This window comes from Actinomycetospora sp. NBRC 106378 (assembly GCF_030269685.1).
Taxonomy (GTDB): Bacteria; Actinomycetota; Actinomycetes; order Mycobacteriales; family Pseudonocardiaceae; genus Actinomycetospora.
On sequence record NZ_BSTT01000001.1, the window covers coordinates 867,195 to 885,249 of the forward strand.

Genomic DNA, 18,055 nt, shown 5'->3' on the forward strand with positions numbered 1-18,055 from the left:
TTATACCCGGACGGCCCGCCGTGGTCACCGGTGACGTGCGAAGCCCGACGCCCGTGAGATCGGTCGCCCGACCGCGGCGCGCACCGATTCGGCCGAGCCGACCACCCGCACGCGGTCCCGCGCCCGGGTGACCGCGGTGTAGAGCAGCTCGCGGGTGAGCAGCGGGGACTCCGGCGGGGGGAGCAGCACGGTCACCTTCGTGTACTGGCTGCCCTGGGCCCGGTGCACGGTCATCGCGTTCACCGTCGCCACGTCGCCGAGCAGGGCCGGCGACCGCTCCACGGGGACGTCGCCACGACCGAAGACGGCCACGGTGCGGCTGCCGCGCGCCACGATCACCCCGGTGTCGCCGTTGTAGAGGCCCAGGTCGTAGTCGTTCTCCGTGACCAACAGCGGGCGGCCGGGCCACCACACGGCTCCGGCCTCGCGGTCGGCGTCGACCCCGCCGTCCTCGTCGAGCCACCGGTCGACCTGGGCGGCCCAGCGGGCGACGCCGTAGGGCCCGCGCCGGTGGGCGCACAGCAGCCGGTGCTCCTCCCCGGCGAACAGCGCCCGGGCCGCGTCGCCCTCGCGGGCCGCCGCGGCGACCTCGCGGGCACCGTCGACGATCTCCGCCCGCAGGCCCTCCAGCCCGGCGGGCTCCCGGTCGGTGAGGTCGGTGGCCTCCACGAACTCCAGCGACGGGGCGTCGCGCAGGCACGCCACCGCGGCGTCCGCCTCCCCCTGCCGGATCGCGAGCGCGAGGGCGGCGATGTCGGCGTTGTTGCGGTAGTTCCGGTCGAGCCGGACGACCCCGTTCGCCGCGGGACGGGCGGTGCAACCGACCGCCTCGAGCTCGGTCGGGGACGGACGGGGCTCGCCGAGCTCGGGGGCGGACACGAGGTCGCCGAGCACGGCGCCGGCCTCGACCGGCGCCAGCTGGTCGGGGTCACCGACCAGGACCACCCGGGCGTCGTCGCGCACCGCCTCCAGCAGGCGTGCCATCAGGGTCAGCGACACCATCGACGTCTCGTCGACGATCACCACGTCGTGGGGCAGCCTCCGGTGCCGGTCGTGCCGGAAGCGCGACGACGTGTCGGGCTTGGAACCCAGCAGCCGGTGGATCGTCGAGGCCTCCACGTCCCCGACCCGGACGCGGTCGTCCGCCGGGAGCGCCTCGGCCGCGACCGCCTCGCCGAGCCGGGCCGCCGCCTTGCCGGTGGGCGCGGCGAGCGCGATCCGGCACGTCGGGTCCTGGTCGCGCAGCACCGCGAGCAGGCGGGACACCGTCGTGGTCTTGCCCGTGCCCGGGCCGCCCGCGATCACGGAGGTCCACCGCAGCGTCGCCACCGCACACGCGAGCCGCTGCCGGTCGTCCGCGGCCGCGCCGACGAAGAGCCGGTCGAGCGCCGCGCGGAGCCGCTCCGGGTCGACGACGGGTGGGGAGGCCGTGGCGCGGGCGGTGAGGCTCGCGTGGACCTCGTCCTCCTGGCGGCGGTAGCGGTCGAGCCAGAGCAGCCCGTCGTCGAGCCGCAGCGGACCGCCCGCACGGGTCAGCGGGCTGGCCGCCAGGCGTGCGGCCCAGGCCGTGGGATCGGCGGGCCAGGGCAGGTCGGAGGTGTCGTCGAGGGTGCCGTCGTCGGTGAGGACGACCCGGTCGACGTCGCCCAGGTCCAGGCACACCGATCCGCCCCGCAGCGCCCGGACCGTGAGGGCGGCGGCGAGCAGCACCTCCTCGTCGTCCTCCCGACCGAGCCGACCGAGGCGCCGCGCGACCGCGGTGTCGGCCGGCGCGAGGACGCCGCGCGCGGTGAAGGTCGCGAGCAGCCCCGTGGCCCGCACGGCGTACCGCACGCCCTCCTCGGCCGCCAGATCCACCGTCATGAACCCTCCCCCGCCAACAGCTCCGACAGCGCCACCACCAACGACGGGGGCGGCCACCACCGGAAGACGCCGCACGTCGTGCCGTCCACCACCGGGGTGTCGGGGCCGCACATGCCGCGCAGGAACAGATAGGCGACGCCGCCGAGGTGCTCCTCGGGCGTGTAGCCGCGCACCCGCCAGCGCAGGAAGCGGTGCAGCGCCACGCCGTAGAGCATCGCCTGCAGCGGGTAGTGCGCCGCGATCATCGCGCCGCGCATCTGCTCGGGCCCGTAGTGCGCGGTGGTGAGCGGATCGGGCACCCCCGTCGTCGCGACGGGCCCGAGCCAGTTCGTCTTGTGGTCGACGATCACGAAGCGGCCGTCGGGGTCGCGCAGGACCGCGTCGATGCTGCCGGTCAGGTAGCCCCGCAGCACCTGGCCGGAGAGGCCCTCGAGCACGTCCGCGTAGTCGGCGAGCGGGTCGTCGCCCGGGAGGTGGGCCCGCAGCAGGGCCGCGGCCCCACCGAGGGTCACCGTGGTCGCGCGCGGGTGGTCGCCGCCCGCGAGCGGCAGCTCGAAGTCGAGCTCGACGAGCCGGTCGGACGGGACCACGTCGCCGTAGGTCCAGGCGCCGGTGGACGCCGTGCCGACCGGCGTGCGCAGGACCGGTTCCAGCGCCACGGCGAGCTCCGCCGCCCCGACGCCCGCGACCGGACGGCGAGCCAGGGCTTCGGCCGCCGCCTCGGTGAGGGCGGGGCCGAACTCGCCGGTCGAGGTGTCCACGGTCTCCAGCACGGTGTGCACGAGCACGCCGAAGGCGGGTCCGACGGGCAGGTCCGCCATCGGCGACGGCACGCCGGGGCCGGTCGCGGCGGCGACCTCCAGCTCGGCCTCGTCGTCCAGCGCCTGCTCCTCGGGCTCGGAGGTCGCGGTCGCGGCCACGTGCGCGGCGTGGGCGTCGGCGGTCAGCGACGAGTACGACGAGCGCCGCCACGCGAGGTCGAGCTCCCGGTCGAAGTGGGCGACGCGCAGGGTGCCGTGCTCCTCGGCCGGGGGCACGTACGGCAACGGGGAGCGCTTCACGACGGGTTCGACGGCGAGGTCGGGGCCCGCGAGCGCGGTGAGCTCGCCGAGCACGGCGGCGTCGTCGGCCAGGGTCACCATCGCGTCCGGCTCCCGGCCCGGACCGCGTCCCGGGCTGCGCAGCAGCCGGTTCAGCGCGGACGCTGCCGTGTGCACCGACGGCGCCCACCACGCGACCACCTGGCTGCGGGCCCGGGTGAGGGCGACGTAGAGCAGGCGGAGGTCCTCGCCGTCGTCCTCGTGGCGGTGCGCGCGGCAGTGCTCGTGCCACGCCGCGCCCTCCGTGGGGCCGCCGACCGCCCGGATCCGCCGGCCCGCGGCGTCGTGGTGCAGGACCTCGTCGGGGGTCTCCTTCACCCAGCGGTCCCACCCGAAGGGTACGTACACGACGGGGAACTCGAGGCCCTTGCACTTGTGGACGGTGAGGATCTGCACGGCGTCCGCGTCCGATTCCAGACGGCGGGTCCGCTCCGGCCGGGCGTCCGCGCGCCGCTGCTCCGCCTCGACGATCCGCAGCCGCAGCCACTCGGTGACCGCCACGACCCCGAGCCGCCCCGCCGACGCCTGGGCGTGCAGCACCTGCCCGACGTGCCGGACGTCGGTCAGCAGCCGTTCGCCGCCCACGGTGCCGAGCACCCGCCTCGTGAGGTCGGTGGTGGTCGAGATCGCCTCGAGCAGGGCCGCCACCCCGCGGTCGCGCAGCACGGCGCCCCACCGGCGCAGGTGCTCCCCGACCTCGGCGAGCTGGGCGGCGTTCGCGCCCGTCCAGCCGTCGGTGTCGAGGTCGGCGGCGCGCGTGCCCACGAAGCAGGTGAGCGCCGCCGCGCGGACGCGGATGGCCCGGCCGGGCTGCTCGAGGGCCTCCAGCAGCGCCAGCCACTCGCGCGCCGCCGACGTGGAGAAGACGCTCGCGGCGCCGGCGAGGACCGCGGGCACCCCGACGCCGGCGAGCGCCTCGCGGACCTGGTCGGCCTGCGCGTTCGTCCGGACGAGCACCGCGACGTCGCCGGGTGAGAAGGAGCGGCCGTCCCAGGAGGAGTCGGCGGCGAGCAGCGCGGTCAGGTCGGCGACGAGGTCGTCGACGACCGCCTCGCGCACCGGGCCGATCTCGGGCAGCCCGGTCCTCCAGTTCGCGCGGAGCCCGGCCCGCGGCAGGACCCGGAGCCGGAACGGCGTGTCGTCGGGGGCACCGGCGAGCCTCGACCCCGGGTGGGCGGCGCCGACCGGCCGCACGACGATCCGGTCGTCGCCCAGCGCGGCGCCGGCGAACACCCGGTCGAGCGCGGTGAGCAGGCCGGCGTCGCTGCGGTGGTTGGTCGCGAGGGTGGCCCGCGTCCCGGCGGAGTCGGCGGCGGCGAGGTAGCTGACGACGTCGGCCCCGCGGAAGGCGTAGATCGCCTGCTTCGGGTCGCCGATCACGGTGAGCAGGCAGTGCCCGTGGAACGCGGCCCGCAGGATGTCCCACTGCATCGGGTCGGTGTCCTGGAACTCGTCGACCAGCACCACGCGGTAGCGCTCCCGCAGCCGCGCGCGGGCCGCCTCGCCGAGGGTCGGGTCGGTGAGCGCGGCGTGCAGCCGGGTCAGCATGTCGTCGAAGGTGAACAGGCGCCGGCTGCGCTTGCGCCGCTCGACCTCCGCGCGCACCGCCGCCGCGAACCGCGCCCGGGCGTCGGCGGCTCCGGTGGCCTCGCCCGGCGCGGGAGCCAGCACCGCCGTGGGGTCGCTGATCGCCGCCCGCCCGAGGACCAGGGCCGTCGCGTGGTCGAAGGGCGGCGGCCCGGCGGTGTCGGGGGCGTAGGCGCGGACGTAGAAGTCGTCGACCACCTCGGTGACCACGTCGTCGATCGACTCCACGAACACCGCGTCGGCGTCGGTGTCGCCCGCGACGCCGAGCCCGGCGAGCATGTCCTGGCAGAACTGGTGGGTGGTGGCGATCGTCGCGGTGTCGAAGTGGGCCAGCGCGTGGGCGAGCCGCCGGCGCCGTCGGGACCGCTCGGCGTCGTCCACCCCGACGATCAGGGCGGTCACCGGATCGGTCGGCGTCGCATCGGCGCGCAGCGCCCGCTCCACCGCGACGAACCGCTCCCGGACGCGTTCCCGCAGCTCACGGGTCGCCTCGCGGCCGAACGTCACGAGCATGAGCTGGTCGAGCTCCGCGTGGCCCTCCGCGACGTAGCGGGCCGCCAGCGCGGCGATCGTGTACGTCTTGCCGGTCCCCGCGCTCGCCTCGAGCACGGTGGTGCCCGTGGGCAGCGCCCCGAGCACGTCGAAGGACGCCACGGCCGTCGTCGTCGCGGTCATCGGTAGTGGTCCTCCTGCCCGCGCTCGGCCTCGCGCAGCGGACGCCAGAACCGCACCGCGAGCTCCCCGAACCGCGTCGACTCGACGTCCCCGGCGGGACCCGCCACGTCGTCGAGGGTCCGGTCGCGTCCCCAGACCAGGACGTGCGCCGGGTCGGTCGCCTCGCCCCAGCGCGACGACCACTCGCGCCGCGCCGCGTCGAACGCCTGCTTCGTGGTGCGGCGCGGACGGTCGGAGACGTAGCGCTCGGAGACCTTCGCGAACAGGGGCAACGGCTCGCGCAGGCCCTCCGCCCGGAGAGCGACGAGGTCGGCGAGGACGGCCCGGGCGTGCGCGGCGTCGAGGCCCGTGACGTCGGCGCGCGCGGTCGGCTCGTCGCGCCCGCCCTTGCCGACGGTGGCGGCCGACCACGCCCGGTCGGGATGGGCGGCGGCGAGGGCGAGCAGCTGCACCCACGTCGCGGCGCGGTGCTTGGCGGCGAGCCGCGAGAAGCTCACGGCGGCGAGCGTCGACCCGCGGACGCCCGACACGGTGCCGACCACCGTGGTCCCGTCGTCGAGCGGGACCGTGACGGTGAGGTCGCGGGCCGGCTCGGCCCAGAGCGGGTCGGCGACCTGCTTGATGGCCTCGGCCTGCTTCCCGACCCGACGCAGCAGCGCCACGCCGAGCGCCCCCGGCGGGAGCGTGCCGCGCCGTCGTTCGGCCTCCATGCACGCGGTGACGTCGTGGCCCGCGAGGCGGTCGGCGAGCAGCCGCTCCCCGATCGCCCACGTCGCGAGGGAGTCCGGCGCCACGGGGAGGGCCTCGTCGGGTTCCTCCTCCTCGCCGCGGGCGACGAGCGAGAGCCGCTGGCGCAGGAAGGCCCGCACCGGGTGTTCGACGAACTTCACGAGGTCGGCGAGGTCCACCTCCGGACCGGGGCGGGCGGGGAGCGGGCCCTCCAGGAACACCGGGCGGCTGCGGCGCCCGGAGACCAGCGAGCGCGCCCCGTCCAGCGCCCCGGCGTCGAAGCTGAAGGGGCGCCCGGCATCCGTCGTCCGGAAGTTGCGGGGCGCGAAGGGCTGCAGCGGGTGGCGGCGCACGACGTGCTCGCGCGCGGGGCGGCCACCCACCGTCGCCGTCGCGTCGAGGGTGTCGAGCAGCTCACCGACCGGGACGGCCGGTGGGCGTGGCGCGCCGGTGCGTTCGTCGGCGCCGGAGTGCACGACGACAAGCCGCTCGGTGGCCGCCAGGAGGGCGTCGAGGAAGAGCTGACGGTCCTCCGCGGCCGCGTCGCGCTCGCCGACGTGCGGGTCGCGCGCGAGGACGTCGTCGCCGTCGGTGGCGCGCTCGCGGGGGAACACCTGGTCGTCGAGCCCGAGCAGGCACACGACCCGGTGCGGGACGCTGCGCATCGGCAGCAGCGTGGCGACCGTGAGCGTCCCGGTGCGGAAGTTCGCCCGGGTCGGGCGCCCGGCGAGGTGGTCGGCGAGCACGGCCCGGACGTCGTGCAGCGTGAGGACCGGCGGGTCGGCCGAGGACGCGGTGTCGCGCACCTCGGCGAGCACCGCCCGGGCCTGGGTCAGCTGCCACACGTCGGCCGGGACGGTGGCGGTCAGCGCGTCGAGGGCGAGCGTCAGCGCGTCGAGCCACACGTCCAGCCGCTGCTCCCCGCCGCGCAGCCGGTCGAGCACCTCGGACACCCGGTCGACCAGCTCGGCGAGGCGCCCGACCAGGTCCGCGTCGCGGGAGTCGACCTCGTCCAGCGGCAGCGCGGAGTCCAGCCACACCTGCTCGTCGCCGGACATGGCGACCCCGACGAGCAGCCGGTCCAGGCCCGCCTCCCACGTGTTCTCGCCGACCCGGCCGAGCTTGTAGTCGGCCCGGTGGGTGCGGTCGAGCCCCCAGCGCACCCCGGCCCGCGCGACGAGGACCCGCAGCCGTTCGAGGTCGTCCGCGTCGAACCGGAAGCGGCGTCGGACGGGCTCGCTCTCCGCGAGGTCGAGCAGCTCGCTCGCGGTGAGCCGGGCGTCCGCGAGGTCGAGCACCGTGCCGAGCACGCCGAGCACCGGGTTGACCTGGGTGAGCGCCCGGTCGGCCACGCGGACCTGGAGCCGGTGCCCGGGATGCGCGGTGCCCGCGTCGTCCCCGCCGAAGGCCGCCGTGATCAGCGGCGCGAACGTCTCGACGTCGGGACACATCACGACGATGTCCCGCGGCTCCAGCGTCGGGTCGTCGGCGAGCAGGCCGAGGACCGCCTCGCGGAGCACCTCGACCTGCCGGTCGGGCCCGTGGCAGGAGTGGACGACGACGCTCTCGTCCGGCGGGAGGTCGACCGGCTCCGGGGCCCGGTCGTGGCGCAGGTCGTCCTGGAGCTGCTCGAGCAGCGTCGTCGGGGGCCGTCCCGACGCCGGGTGGTGGACCTCGTGCACGCCGCCCGGCAGCCGGAGCTGCAGCTCGCGGGCGTCCCGGGCGAGGGAGCGCAGCAGCGGGTGCGCGGCCGCGTCGGCGCTCGGGTCCTCCCGTCGACGCACCACCGGGCCCGTCCCCCGCACCGCCTCCCAGAGAGCGGGCGAGGGGTGGGGCAGCCAGAGGTGGACCTCGCGGTCGGCCGCGAGCGCGTCGAGGACCGCGAGCTCGGTGGTGGAGAGCCGGGTCGGCCCGAAGACCGAGACGCGGGCGGGCAGGTCGGCCCCGGTGACCCCGCCGGGCAGCGTCTCGGCCGGGTTCGGCTCACCGAGGCGCTCGCGGAGGCGGCGGAACAGCTCGGGCTGCCAGCGCAGGTCGGGCGGGACGTCCTCGTCGTCCTTCGCCGCCCAGGCCCGCACCATGGCCGGCCGGTCCTCGGCGTACGCGTCGACGAGCCGCGCGAGGTGGCGAGCCGCGGCGAACCGTCGGCCGGCCCGGGTACCGGTGGCGTCGCCCACGACCCCGAGGTAGGTGTCCAGCGGCGCCAGCCAGGGCTCGCCGGCGCAGGCGTCGATCGTCTCCAGCAGCGGCCAGACGAGCCGCTCGGGACGCCAGGCGCCGTCGCCGGGAAGCCCCCGGGCCGACCGCACCAGCTCCCGGGGCGGGGGGAAGCGCACGTGGGCGCAGACCCCGTCGTCACCCGTGCCGGCGCCGAGGTGGTGGGAGAGGCGCTGCGCGAGCCAGCGCTCGACGCCGCGCGTGGGCACCGCGACCACGTCCGGGGCGAACGGATCCTCCGGCGGGGTGGCGAGGACGGCCGCCAGCGCCTCCGCGAGGGTGTCCGCCCGTTCGGCGCGGTGGACGTGGAGCGCCATGCCCCGGCACGCTAGCCGCGCCCTCCGACAGCCTCGGAGGTGCCTCCGACGTCAAGGGCAGCCGGAGGACACCTTCACCCGCCACCAGCCCGCCAGCCGCCCCACCACGCCGAGCACCGGCGACACCTGCCAGCGGCAGCAGCCGGGCAGGCCGAGGTCGTCGGTGGTGAGGCGGACGCCGCGGTGCGCGTCGGGGTCGTCGAACATCCGCTCGAGGAGGGCCCGGTTCGCCAGGTGCCGCTCACGCCGGGCGAGCACGGCCACGCGGACCGCGTCGAGCGAGGCGACGAGGTCGTCGCGGACCCGTTCCAGCTCGCCCAGGTCGAGCAGCCGGGGGCGCTCCGCGACCGGCACGACGGCGGCCGCCGCGAGCACCTCGGGCGCCCAGTCGACCTCCAGGGTCCGGCGCAGGCGCTCCTGCAGCATCGCGACCTGGTCGCGCAGACCGCGGCGGGACGCGACCGTCTCCGGCGCGTCGAGGATCGCGAGCGCGAGGTCGGGGCGCGGTTCGGTGGACGTCACGACGACCCCTCTCTGACGTGAGGACCCGGTGAGTGTGCGCGACCCGCGCGCGACACGCCAGATCAGGTCCCCGCCGGATCAGGTCCCCGCCAGGTAGTTCGCCGCCCGCCAGACCGCCTCGCTGACCTCCCAGCTCGCCACCCCGGGCACGCGCACGGCGCACAGCACCACCTGCCGCGCCTTCGGGCCCGCCGCCAGCCGACGCGGCGGGTCCCCGACGACGGGTGCCACCGGCCCGACCGCGTCGGCCACGACGAGGTCGCCGGAGCTGGTCGGCGTGCCGTCCCGGTAGGGCTCGCCGTGCGTGGCGGTGAGCCGCCACGGCCCGGTGGTCGCCGTCGCGTCGAGCGCGGTCAGCGGGACGCCGACCTCGGCGAGCACCGCCAGCCGGACGTCGTCGACCGGGTGGGTCGACGCCAGCGCCCCGGTCACGACCACCTCCCGGGCGTCGCGCTCCAGCGCCGTGGGCGGCACGGTCGGGTCGAGCCCGGTCTGCCGCTCGAAGGTCGGGTAGGCGACGTCGAGCAGCCGTCCGCCGCGCTCGCGGATGCGCTCCGCGGCGTGGAAGGACCCGGACAGCCGCCCCAGCCGGTCCCGGCCCGCCCGGGCGGCGGCGCGCACCGGGGTCACGGTCGCGGTCCAGAGTTCCAGCGCGCCGAACTCGGCGAGCAGCACCGGGTCGACCTCGCCCGCGCGGACCTCAGCCACGGGTCCAGGATGGGGCCATGAGCGACTGGAACCAGCAGGTCATCGAGGAGTTCCGTTCCCACGGCGGCCGGGTCGGCGGACAGTTCGAGGGTGCCCCGCTCCTGCTGCTGCACCACGTCGGGCGGCGCAGCGGGGCGGACCGCCTCAGCCCGATGATGTACCAGCAGGTGGGGGACGCCTACGCGGTGTTCGCCTCGAAGGCGGGCGCACCCGACAACCCCGACTGGTACCACAACCTGCTCGCGCACCCGGACGTCTCGGTCGAGGTGGGCGACGGCGACACCGTCGACACCGTGCCCGTCCGCGCCCGGGAACTGCCCGCCGAGGAACGCGACCCGGTGTGGGAGACGCAGAAGCAGCGCTACCCCGGATTCGCCGACTACGAGGCGAAGACGAGCCGCACGATCCCCGTGATGCTGCTCGAACGCCGCTGAACGTCCCGAGCTGGGGTTTTCGTCCCCCCGATCGAGGGGCAGCCCGAGGACCCGCGCCGGGTGACGGCACGGGGCGTGGCTACCGTGGTCACGCCCGGTCGTCGTGGAGAGAAGGAGTCGCACCATCGCCTCCCGCCACTCCGCCCGGACACGCGTCCGGAGCCACCGCTCCCCGGCCCGGCCACCGGTCCTCGAGCCGCGGCCGGTCGGACGCCCGCCCCGCAGCCGTGCGGCGGACCCCGCGGTCCGACGCGCCCCCGCCCCGCGCCGTCCCGCGACCGGCGAGAACCGGTTCCCCACCGGGCGACGGAGCACGCCGACCGGGGGGCGATCGGCCGGTCCGGCTCGCCGGCGGCGGACCTTCCCGGTCGCGCTGGTCGCGCTCGGGGTGCTGCTGGCGATGGGTGCGGTGCTCGCGATGCTCGCCGACCACCGCGCCACCGCACCGGCCCCCACGGCCGCGGCGACGGCGCCCACCGCCCCGGTGGCGGCGCCCGTCGCCGCCCCGCCGCCCGCACCCGCCGTCGTGACCCCCGCGGAGCTCGCCCGCTGCCCCGCCACCTCCAGCGCCTGCGTCGACCTGGTCGCGCGCAAGGCGTGGCTGCAGCGCGACGGGAAGGTGACCGAGGGACCCGTCCCGATGCTGCCCGGCGCGGAGACGTTCCTGCGCCCGCCGGGGCCGACGTCGTCGGCGACGCCCACCGGCTCGTTCCACGTGCTGTGGAAGGACGCGAACGCGTTCAGCTCCGAGTTCGACGAGCCCATGCACCACGCCGTCTACTTCGCCAAGGGCGGGATCGCCTTCCACGAGGGAAGCCTGACGACGTCCTCGAACGGGTGCATCCACCTCTCCGCCGCCGACGCGACGACGTTCTTCGACCACTTGCGCGCCGGCGACGGGGTCACGGTCTTCTAGGGTCGCCGCATCGAGACGATCACCGCGGCCGACCTCCTCGCCCGGGCCCGCGGGTCCGGACGCCGGGTCGGGACCACCGTCGTCGTCGTGATCGACGGCTTCTCCGGGGCCGGGAAGACGACCCTCGCCCGGGAGCTCCGGCGCGCCGACCCGTCGGTCACGGTGCAGTCGATCGAGGCCTTCTACCTCGGCTGGGACGGGCTCGCCGCCGGACCGGGACGGGCCGCCGAGCAGCTCCTCGAGCCACTGCGGCGGGGCGCGACGCCCGAGGTGGCCCCGTGGGACTGGCGGCGCGGCGAGGTCGCCCCGGCACGACGACGGGTCGTGTCCGGGCTGCTCGTCCTCGAGGGCGTCGGGGCGGCCGCCCGGCCGTTGCGCGACGCCGCGTCGCTGTCGGTCTGGGTCGACACCCCGGCCGCGGACCGGGACGCGCGCCTGCGCGAGCGGGACGACTGGGCGACCTACGCGCCGCACCGGGCGGCCTTCGAGGCCCAGGAGCAGGCGCTCGCGGCGAGCGAGGGCACCCGGGACGCCGTGGACGTCGTCGTGACGCACGACGGCGGGAGGTGGGAGACGCCGCGGAGCGGAGCTCGACCATGAAAATGGGTACCGTCCGTGACGTGACGGCCGAGACCACGGAAGCCGCTCCGGTCACCGACGCCGACCAGTGGCGTGAGGTGCAGGAGTGGAAGGAACGCGTCACCTCGACGAGCCCGCTGCTCTCGCCGCTGCGGGACTCGGTCGGGGAGATCCGCGCGCTCGTGCAGTCCGGCCTCCGTCGGGTCCCCGGCATCCAGCAGGTCGACGACGGGGTGCACGACGTCCTGCACCAGCTCGCCGCGGCGGGCGCCGGCGCCGGGGCGGCGACGGTGCGCCGGGACGCGGTGTTCGCCCGCTACCGGGGCCTCGGGCACGACGTGACCGACTTCAAGGACATCCGCCGGCTCGAGGTCACCGACGTGCAGGCCGCGATGCCCCGCCTCGACCTCGCCTACCCCGCGTTCGCGGCGGTCCAGGGCGGCACCACCTCGCTGCTGCTCACGTCCGGGGCCACCGCGATCACCGGCGGGGCGTCCCTGCTCGGGATCGGCGGGCTGCCGGGCGTGGCCGTCATCGCCGCCTCGTTGACCGGGGACGCGCTGCTCACGGTGGCCACCTGCACCCGCGCGGTCGCGCACGTCGGGGCCTACTACGGCTACGACGTCACCAAGCGCTCCGAGCAGGTCCTCGCGCTCGCGGTCCTCGCCGTCGGCCTGTCCAGCGAGGCGGACGCCCCGGGCGCCTACGAGGAGGTCTCCGGCCTGATCAGCCAGGCCGCCGAGGGCGTCAAGAAGAAGCGCCGCCAGCGCCAGCTGCGCCGTCTCGCGGCCGCCGTGCACCAGCGCCTGCTCTCCCAGATCGGCCAGCGGGAACTCGCACAGCTCGTCCCCGTCGCCGGGATCGGCATCGGCGCGGTGCTCTCGGCCCGGCTGCTCGGACGGGTGGTCGACGCCGCCGAGCACCTCTACCGCGAGCGCTTCCTGCACGAGAAGTACGACGTGCCGTTCGCCGAGGATCCGCCCGACTGGGTGACCGTCGGCTAGTCCGCCTCCCTCGGCGTCGCCGCCGGTTCATCCGCCGTCCACGTGTCCTCCACGGCGAGTCCCACCGGCCTCCCTACCGTCGCGTCCGTGACCGTCGAGAGGGCCGGCGCCATGTCCGCCGGGGATGCGCGCGCGTGGGACGCGGCGCAGCGCTGGCGGTCACGCACCGACGCCGGGCCGGGGTGGTGGGGCCGCCTCGGCTCGTGGGTCGTGACCGGGCTGCGGCACGTGCCCGGCGCCGGCCTGGTCGACCAGGTCGTCGAGACCGCCGTGGTCGGTGTCGTCGGCGAGCCGCTGCGCGACGCCGGGCTCGCGCTGGGCTGGTGGACCGCCGGCCGGGCCGACCGGGTCCTCGCGCTGCTGGCCGAGGCCGGGCACGAGGTCACCGCCCTGACCGAGCTGGGCCGGCTCGACGTCGAGGACCTCCGCGCCGTCCGCGGCTCCCTCGCCCGGGTGCACGTGGCGGCCGCCGGGCTGCGCGGCGGTCTGAGCGGAGCGGCGGCAGGAGCCGCGGCCGGGGCGTCGAGCGCCGCGACCGGAGTGGTGGCGGGGGTCGCCGCCCTGGCCCTCGACACCGTGCTGACCACCGCGACCTGCGCCCGCGCCGTCGCCCGCGTCGCGGCGCACTACGGCTACGACTGCGCCGAGCCCTCCGAGCGCGAGTTCGCCCTCGCCGTCCTCGCGGCCGGACTCGCGCCGACCCCACCGGTCGTCGTGCGCCCGCTCCCGGCGATCGGGATCGGCCTCGGCGTGTGGCTCTCAGCCCGCCAGGTCGGGCAGGTCCTGGAGGCCGCCGAGCACCTCTACACCGAGCGGTTCCTCCGCGAGAAGTACGCCCTTCCCGACGACAGGTCGGTGGCGGTCGCGTAGGCATCCCCTCCGGTCGTGCGGGGAGGATCCGAGCGTTCTCGTGGCACGGGGCCCCTCACGCCGGGCGGGTCGGCACCACCAGCAGCCGCGACCCGTCGTCGGGACCGGGGATGTCGACGACGCGCTCGGGGAGCGTGAACCCCGGCGGGAGGTCGTCGCGCACCGGTCCGACCACCAGCAGGTCGACGTCCTCGTCGCCGAGCAGCGCCGGCACCGTCACCACCGAGTCCACGGGCTCCTGGCGGGCGAGCCACGCGGTGGCCCGACGGGCCGACCAGGCCTGCGACCAACGGCCCTCGCGCGGGACCCAGGTGGCGTCGGAGGTGTCGGCGTCGAGGGCCTCGAGCAGCGCCGGCCACTCCGCGAGGCGGGCGGCGAGGGCGTCGGAGCGCCGGAGGTCGCGTTGCTCGGAGCGGGCCTCGTCGACCGCGTCGGCCGCCTCCGCGTAGCCCTCGACGTCGAGGCGCAGCAGGGCGGCGATCGTCGCCCGCAGCTCCGGCGCCTGCTCCGCGGGCAGCCGACCGTCCTGCAGGCGGGCGACGACGTCCCCGAGCTCGCGGCGGGCGAGGTCGGCGCTGGGGCGGGAGGTCAGGCGGCGTCCGGTCGCGACGACCCGGCCGACGGCGGGCAGCGAGTCCGTCGACGGGCGCACCTCGGCGGGCAGCCCCACGAGCAGCCCGCGCAGCACACCGACGGCGTCGAGCACGTCGGCGATGCGGCGGGTGATCTCGCGCAGCGACAGCAGCCGGTGCACCATCAGCGCCCGCTGCTCGGCGGGTCGCACCACCCGCCCGAGGGGCGCGAGGGCGGCCGCGACGGCCGCCTCGACGTGGCGCAGCCGCAGGTGGTCGGCCACCGCCGCCGCACCGTCGGCGGACATCGGGTCCACGCGGTTGATGGCCAGGCCGGGCAGCAGGGCCTCGGCGGCGCGCTGCTCGTCGGACTTGAACATCCGCCGCAGCGAGCCACCCGCCGTCAGGAAGGCGGCGAGGGCGTCGAAGGTGGCCGCGGCGGCCTCGGGGTCGACGGTGTCGTCGGTGACGCGGACCTGCGCGGCACCGGAGCCGCGGTCGAGCTCGGGCACGCGGTCGACGGCCGCGAGCGCGGCGGTCGCCCGGGTCCAGGCGGGGGCGGCGCGCCCGTCGAGCACGGCGTCGATGGTCGCCCGGGCCCACGCCGCGTCCTCGCCGCCGCGGCCGAGCGCGACCACCGCGGCGTCGATGCGGACGAGCGTGGGGCCGAGGAGGACCGCGGCGTCGGGCGGGAGGCAGGCGAGGGCCGCGATCAGCGCGCGGGACGCCTCGCGGGCCGGGGACCCGGCGGGCCCGGCGACGTCGAGGAGCTCGGCGGCGAGCTGCTCGACGTGCGGTTCCGGCGGCAGCTCGGCGGGCGGCGGCAGCGCCTGGTGGCGGCGGGCGGGGTCGAGGGTGCGCCGTCCGGACTCGCCGGGCACGCCGGGCACGCCGTGCTCGGCGACCAGCAGCCGGCGCAGCGCGGTGAGGTCGGCGGCGTCCAGCGGCGGCGTCGGCCCGGTGGCGGTCGGCGGGTCGAGCGGGTCGTCCGGGCCGAGGAGCCCGGTCAGCCAGGCGTCCTGCGGGGTGGCCGCGAGCTGTTCGGCGATCTCCTCGACCGACCCGACGACGCCGGCCGCGACCCGGTGCGAGCGCAGCTGCTCCTCGCCGAGGGCGGCGCGCCAGGCCCGGGCGAGCGCGGGGGTCGGGGCGACGACGCGGACCCGGCGGCCGGCGCCGCGCAGGCCCTCGACCAGCGCGGACCGCTGCTCGCCGTCCAGGCCGGTGACCACGAGCGGGCCCTCGTCGAGACGGTCGAGCACGGTGCGGTGCGGGGGCGGCGGCTCGGCAGGGCGCACCGCGGTGGTGGGCGCGGCCAGGTCCGCTGCCCCGGAGGTCTCCCCGGGTCCGGGCACGTCGTCCCCCGCCCGGCTCCGCTCCGCCATCGCCGTCACCCTGCTCCACCTCCCAGGACTCAACGGCGCAGCGCCGTCCGCGATTCGGCCCAAGTTCATCATCCGTCGGAACCGGGGGGCACGTCACGGAGTCGGAGCCCGTGACGACGATGATCGGAGCCCGATGGACCGAGACCAGGTCGCGGTGGCGGCCGCGCTGATCACCGAGCTGTCCCGGGGGCCGCTCACTCCCGACGCGCTGGCGGGGGCGCGGGTGTTCCTCGCCGAGCGGGTCCCCGCCGCTGCCCTCGACGCGGCGGCCGAGCGGGCCCTGCTCGACGCCGTCGACCCGCTGTGGACCCGGGGCTGGACCGCGCGGGACCTCGTCGAGGTCGTCCGACGCCGGATCGGCGCGGGGGCCGCGGCCCGGGCGGCGGACCTCGTCGCCGCGGACGCGGCGCGGCGACCGGCCACCTGGTCGACCACGGGGGTGGACACCACGCCACGCGAGGACCTCCTGCTCGCCGACTGGCGCGCCCGACCCGGGGTCGACGCCCTCGACGCGGTGCTCCGCCTGGTCGGCACGATGCTGGCGCTCCCGCCGCTGCCCGAGGTGCCCGCCGAGGAGCCCGACGTCTCCGGCATCGACCCGAAGGTCCTCGCCCGGGTGCGCGGCCTGCTCGCGAAGGCGGAGTCGACGACGTTCGCCGAGGAGGCCGAGGCCCTCTCGGCCAAGGCCCAGGAGCTGATGGCCCGCCACGCGCTCGCCGCCGCGGCCGTCACCGGGGTCGCGGAGGCCTTCCCGACGGCGGGTGTGCGCCGGCTCTGGCTCGACCCGCCCTACACGACGGCGAAGTCCTCGCTCGTCCACCAGGTCGCCACCGCCAACCGCTGCCGTGCGGTGAGCCTGGACGCCCTGGACCTGGTGACGGTCGTGGGGCACCCGACCGACCTCGACACCGTCGAGCTGCTCACCACCTCGCTGCTGGTGCAGGCCGGGCGGGCGATGACGGGTGCGGGCAGCGGCGCGCGGACCCGGTCGTTCCGGCACGCGTTCCTGCTCTCCTACGCCACCCGGATCGGGGAGCGGCTCCGGGAGGCCGGCGAGGCGGCGGAGGCGGCTGCCCGCGCGGAGAGCGGCGACGCCCTGCTGCCGGTGCTCGCGGCGCGCGGCGAGGTGGTGGAGCGGACGGTCGCCGAACTGTTCCCCCGGCTGACCACCAAGCGGTTCACCGTCGGCAACGCGGCGGGCTGGCGGGCCGGGCGGGAGGCGGCGGACGCCGCGAGCCTGCGGGTGGGCCGGGAGGCGCTGCACGAGTAGGTGCCACGATTCCTCCCATGGGTCTGTCCAACCGCGAGCGGCGCGCGGCCAAGCAGCGCAAGCGGGACGCCAGGCGCGGCGTCCCGGCGTCGGCCGCCCGGGACGACGCCGGCCGCGGGCTGCCCGCCGCGACCCTCCAGGCCCTGCTGCGGCGCGCCGCGGCCGACCTCGCCGACGGCCGGGAGGAGGCACTCCCCGAGCTGCGCGGCGTCCTCGCCGAGCACCTCGCCCGCCGTCGTGCCGAGATCCTGGCGGCGTGCGACGCCGTCCTCGCCGACCTGGAGCCGTCCTCCGGGCCCGGACTCGCGGGCGCCCTGGGCGGACCGGCTCCCGCGTCGGAGTGGGCCGCGACGACCGGGGCCACGACGGAGGACGCCGCGCTCGCGACCGTCCGTCTGCTCGCCGAGCAGCATTGATCGACACCTATCCCGCACGGATCCCTCACCCGACCCGGCGACATCGGGTCGCGGACCGTGCTCCGACGGCGGTTCGTCCGTTGGGTCACCCGTGGGCGGAGGGGGAACCGCCGTCCACCACCGGGGGACATCCGCCGTCACGCGGCGGACCCGGGCGGGAACGGGACCGGGGGGTCCGTCGACCCGGCCGGGCCGGACCGGGGGGACCGGACGTGTGGTGCGTCCGGTCCCCCCGTCCGGGCTCCCCGACCGGCTCTCCTTGACCGGCACCTTGGTCGAGGTCCACGGTCGGGGGCATGACGCCAGGCCACGGCGAGCTCTCCGTCGGCGAGGTCGCCGCGCGCAGCGGGGTCGCCGTCTCGGCGCTGCACTTCTACGAGCGCGAGGGCCTGATCTCCAGCCGGCGCACCACGGGCAACCAGCGTCGCTTCCGTCGCGACGTGCTGCGTCGCGTGGCGTTCATCCGCATCGCCCAGCGGGTCGGGGTGCCGCTGGCCGAGGTCCGCGCGGCGCTCGACGAGCTGCCGGACGCCCGCACCCCCACGCGCGCCGACTGGGAACGGCTCTCCGCCGCGTGGCGCACCGAGCTCGACGAGCGGATCCGCCGGCTCGAGCAGCTCCGGGACGACTTCTCCGGGTGCATCGGGTGCGGGTGCCTGTCGATCGACCGCTGCCAGCTCGTGAACCCGGGCGACACGTTGGGCGGGGCGGGGCCGGGACCGCGCGTGCTCCGCCCGTGAGCACTAACGGTCGCGGTGGCGACCTGTGATGTCTCAGCACATCCTGGACAGATAAGTCTCAGCACATCGCGGACAGGTTGGTGTTCCGCTGGTAGCGGACGCTGCGGTCAAGGGTAAGGCTGGCGGCGATCGCGTTATCGATGAGAACGGT

At 76.9% G+C, this 18,055-nt stretch carries 14 protein-coding genes; 8 read left to right on the forward strand and 6 right to left on the reverse strand.

Annotation, left to right across the window (positions count from 1 at the left end):
* Positions 1-24: 24 nt before the first annotated feature.
* From recD to QSK00_RS04355, 5 genes are all read right to left on the reverse strand, one after another.
* Positions 25-1,863, reverse strand: coding sequence for an exodeoxyribonuclease V subunit alpha (recD, locus tag QSK00_RS04335; RefSeq protein WP_285587864.1), 1,839 nt, complete (start codon positions 1,861-1,863; stop codon positions 25-27).
* Positions 1,860-5,225 (reverse strand): UvrD-helicase domain-containing protein, encoded by a 3,366-nt coding sequence (locus tag QSK00_RS04340; RefSeq protein ID WP_285587866.1) that lies wholly within the window; start codon positions 5,223-5,225, stop codon positions 1,860-1,862. Before QSK00_RS04340 ends, recD begins: the two co-directional genes overlap by 4 nt.
* The gene (gene recC / locus QSK00_RS04345; RefSeq protein WP_285587867.1) at positions 5,222-8,488 is read right to left on the reverse strand and encodes an exodeoxyribonuclease V subunit gamma; all 3,267 of its coding nucleotides are present in this window, start codon (positions 8,486-8,488) and stop codon (positions 5,222-5,224) included. Before recC ends, QSK00_RS04340 begins: the two co-directional genes overlap by 4 nt.
* Before the next feature lie 51 nt (positions 8,489-8,539).
* Entirely contained in the window at positions 8,540-9,010 is a 471-nt protein-coding gene (locus QSK00_RS04350; RefSeq protein WP_285587869.1) for a hypothetical protein, read from the reverse strand.
* A gap of 78 nt (positions 9,011-9,088) precedes the next feature.
* Positions 9,089-9,718: a hypothetical protein gene (locus QSK00_RS04355; RefSeq protein WP_285587871.1), complete on the reverse strand. Its 630-nt coding sequence runs from the start codon at positions 9,716-9,718 to the stop codon at positions 9,089-9,091.
* Positions 9,719-9,735: 17 nt separating this feature from the next.
* On the opposite strand from QSK00_RS04355, the gene QSK00_RS04360 reads away from it, so the two are divergent.
* From QSK00_RS04360 to QSK00_RS04380, 5 genes are all read left to right on the forward strand, one after another.
* On the forward strand, positions 9,736-10,152 hold the full coding sequence (locus QSK00_RS04360; RefSeq protein WP_285587872.1) for a nitroreductase family deazaflavin-dependent oxidoreductase: 417 nt from the start codon (positions 9,736-9,738) through the stop codon (positions 10,150-10,152).
* 400 nt (positions 10,153-10,552) lie between these two features.
* A complete protein-coding gene (locus tag QSK00_RS04365) occupies positions 10,553-11,068 on the forward strand; it encodes a L,D-transpeptidase (protein WP_285587873.1) in 516 nt (171 codons plus the stop codon).
* Positions 11,069-11,155: 87 nt separating this feature from the next.
* Positions 11,156-11,668, forward strand: a complete 513-nt coding sequence (locus QSK00_RS04370) for a uridine kinase family protein (protein WP_285587875.1) — start codon at positions 11,156-11,158, stop codon at positions 11,666-11,668.
* Positions 11,669-11,688: 20 nt separating this feature from the next.
* Positions 11,689-12,651, forward strand: a complete 963-nt coding sequence (locus QSK00_RS04375) for an EcsC family protein (RefSeq protein ID WP_285587877.1) — start codon at positions 11,689-11,691, stop codon at positions 12,649-12,651.
* A gap of 87 nt (positions 12,652-12,738) precedes the next feature.
* Positions 12,739-13,521 (forward strand): EcsC family protein, encoded by a 783-nt coding sequence (locus tag QSK00_RS04380; RefSeq protein WP_285587878.1) that lies wholly within the window; start codon positions 12,739-12,741, stop codon positions 13,519-13,521.
* A 55-nt stretch (positions 13,522-13,576) separates the two neighbouring features.
* On the opposite strand, the gene QSK00_RS04385 is transcribed toward QSK00_RS04380, so the two are convergent.
* Positions 13,577-15,478, reverse strand: coding sequence for a hypothetical protein (locus QSK00_RS04385; protein WP_285587879.1), 1,902 nt, complete (start codon positions 15,476-15,478; stop codon positions 13,577-13,579).
* A 133-nt stretch (positions 15,479-15,611) separates the two neighbouring features.
* Between QSK00_RS04385 and QSK00_RS04390 the strand changes: the two genes are divergently transcribed.
* From QSK00_RS04390 to soxR, 3 genes are all read left to right on the forward strand, one after another.
* On the forward strand, positions 15,612-16,748 hold the full coding sequence (locus QSK00_RS04390; protein WP_285587881.1) for a DUF2786 domain-containing protein: 1,137 nt from the start codon (positions 15,612-15,614) through the stop codon (positions 16,746-16,748).
* A 17-nt stretch (positions 16,749-16,765) separates the two neighbouring features.
* Positions 16,766-17,164, forward strand: coding sequence for a hypothetical protein (locus tag QSK00_RS04395; protein WP_285587882.1), 399 nt, complete (start codon positions 16,766-16,768; stop codon positions 17,162-17,164).
* A gap of 296 nt (positions 17,165-17,460) precedes the next feature.
* A complete protein-coding gene (gene soxR / locus QSK00_RS04400; protein ID WP_285587883.1) occupies positions 17,461-17,904 on the forward strand; it encodes a redox-sensitive transcriptional activator SoxR in 444 nt (147 codons plus the stop codon).
* Positions 17,905-18,055 lie beyond the last annotated feature (151 nt).